2 protein-coding genes are annotated in these 1392 nt (G+C 57.0%); both read left to right on the forward strand.

Annotated features, from left to right (window positions below):
- A partial coding sequence (locus B5V02_RS12770; RefSeq protein ID WP_208647073.1) for a LysR substrate-binding domain-containing protein occupies nt 1-681 on the forward strand: 681 nt, incomplete at its 5' end.
- Between the two features lie 174 nt (nt 682-855).
- Nucleotides 856-1392: aldo/keto reductase (locus tag B5V02_RS12775; protein ID WP_208647074.1), on the forward strand; the 537-nt coding region annotated here is incomplete at its 3' end.

A 1392-nucleotide genomic window follows, 5' to 3' on the forward strand; every position in this document is an offset into this window, starting at 1 on the left:
GGCCTCGATCTTATCAATTCCGGCTTGGAAGAACTGCACGGGCACCACGAAGGGACCGCCGGTAGTGTGCGGTTGAATGTACTGCGCGATGCGTCGACTTTACTTCTGCGCCCGGCATTGCCGATCTTCTTGCAGCGCTTTCCCAATATCGAACTGGAGATCGCCGTCGACGATCACTTCGTCGACGTGACAGCGGAAGGCTTCGACGCTGGTCTCAGATATGGTGGCACGATACCGGAGGACATGATCGCCATTCCATTGACGCCGCCACTCAAGTGGGTGGTCGTCGGCGCGCCGGCTTACTTCGAGCGCCGCGGTCGGCCGGAATTGCCTGACGATCTTCGTTCCCATCAATGTATCCGCATCCGCACGGGGCGAGGGCAGATTTACAAATGGGAATTCGAGCACGGCGACGATCGGCGCGAGATCGACGTTCCCGGCTCACTCATCTCAAGTGAGTCGGCCTTCGCCATCAATGCTGCGATCGACGGTATTGGTCTGTTTTATTGCCTGGAAAAGCTCGCGAGCCCTCACCTTGCAGCAGGACGGCTGGAAGTGGCACTGCCGCAATGGTCTTCAATCGGCCCGCCATTGTCCATGTACTATTCGAGTCGCCGGCAACTCCCCTTCGGGATCAGTGCCCTCATTCAGGTGATACGCGAGATCAATCCGCTGAAATGAACTTTTGCGGAGGTCGGACCATGGGTGACAATCAATTGACCATCGATGAGCGTAACTCACTGATCTGATTACCTCTCACCCATTGATTCATTAATCGACGATGGTATTCAACCTGTCGAATGCTGCGCGGCCGATGGACCGAAATGCCGCATGCAATGCAAATACGAGGCTTGAATGTACGTTGCAGATACCAAGAGATACGACGCGATTGCCTACCGCCGCTGTGGTCGGTCGGGGCTGAAGCTCCCGCCGATTTCGTTGGGCCTGTGGCAGAACTTCGGTGGTCAAGATGTCTTCGGGACCGGCCGGGCGGTGATCCGGCGTGCCTTCGACAAGGGTGTCACTCATTTCGACCTGGCGAACAATTATGGCCCGCCCTACGGGTCGGCGGAAGAGAATTTCGGACTGGTTCTCAAAAAGGACTTTTCGAGCCACCGCGACGAGATGATCATCTCCTCGAAAGCCGGTTGGGATATGTGGCCGGGTCCTTATGGGGCGGGTGGATCCCGCAAGCACCTGCTTGCATCGCTCGAACAGAGCCTGAAGCGAATGGGTGTCGAATATGTCGATATTTTCTATTCCCACCGCCCGACATTAGATGTTCCGCTCGAAGAAACCATCGCCGCGCTCGTGCAGATGGTGCGGCAAGGCAAGGCGCTCTACGTCGGCATTTCATCGTATGGGCCAGATCGGACTCGGGAAGCCGAGCGC

The organism is Mesorhizobium kowhaii, assembly GCF_003253745.1.
GTDB classification, from domain to species: Bacteria; Pseudomonadota; Alphaproteobacteria; order Rhizobiales; family Rhizobiaceae; genus Mesorhizobium; species Mesorhizobium kowhaii.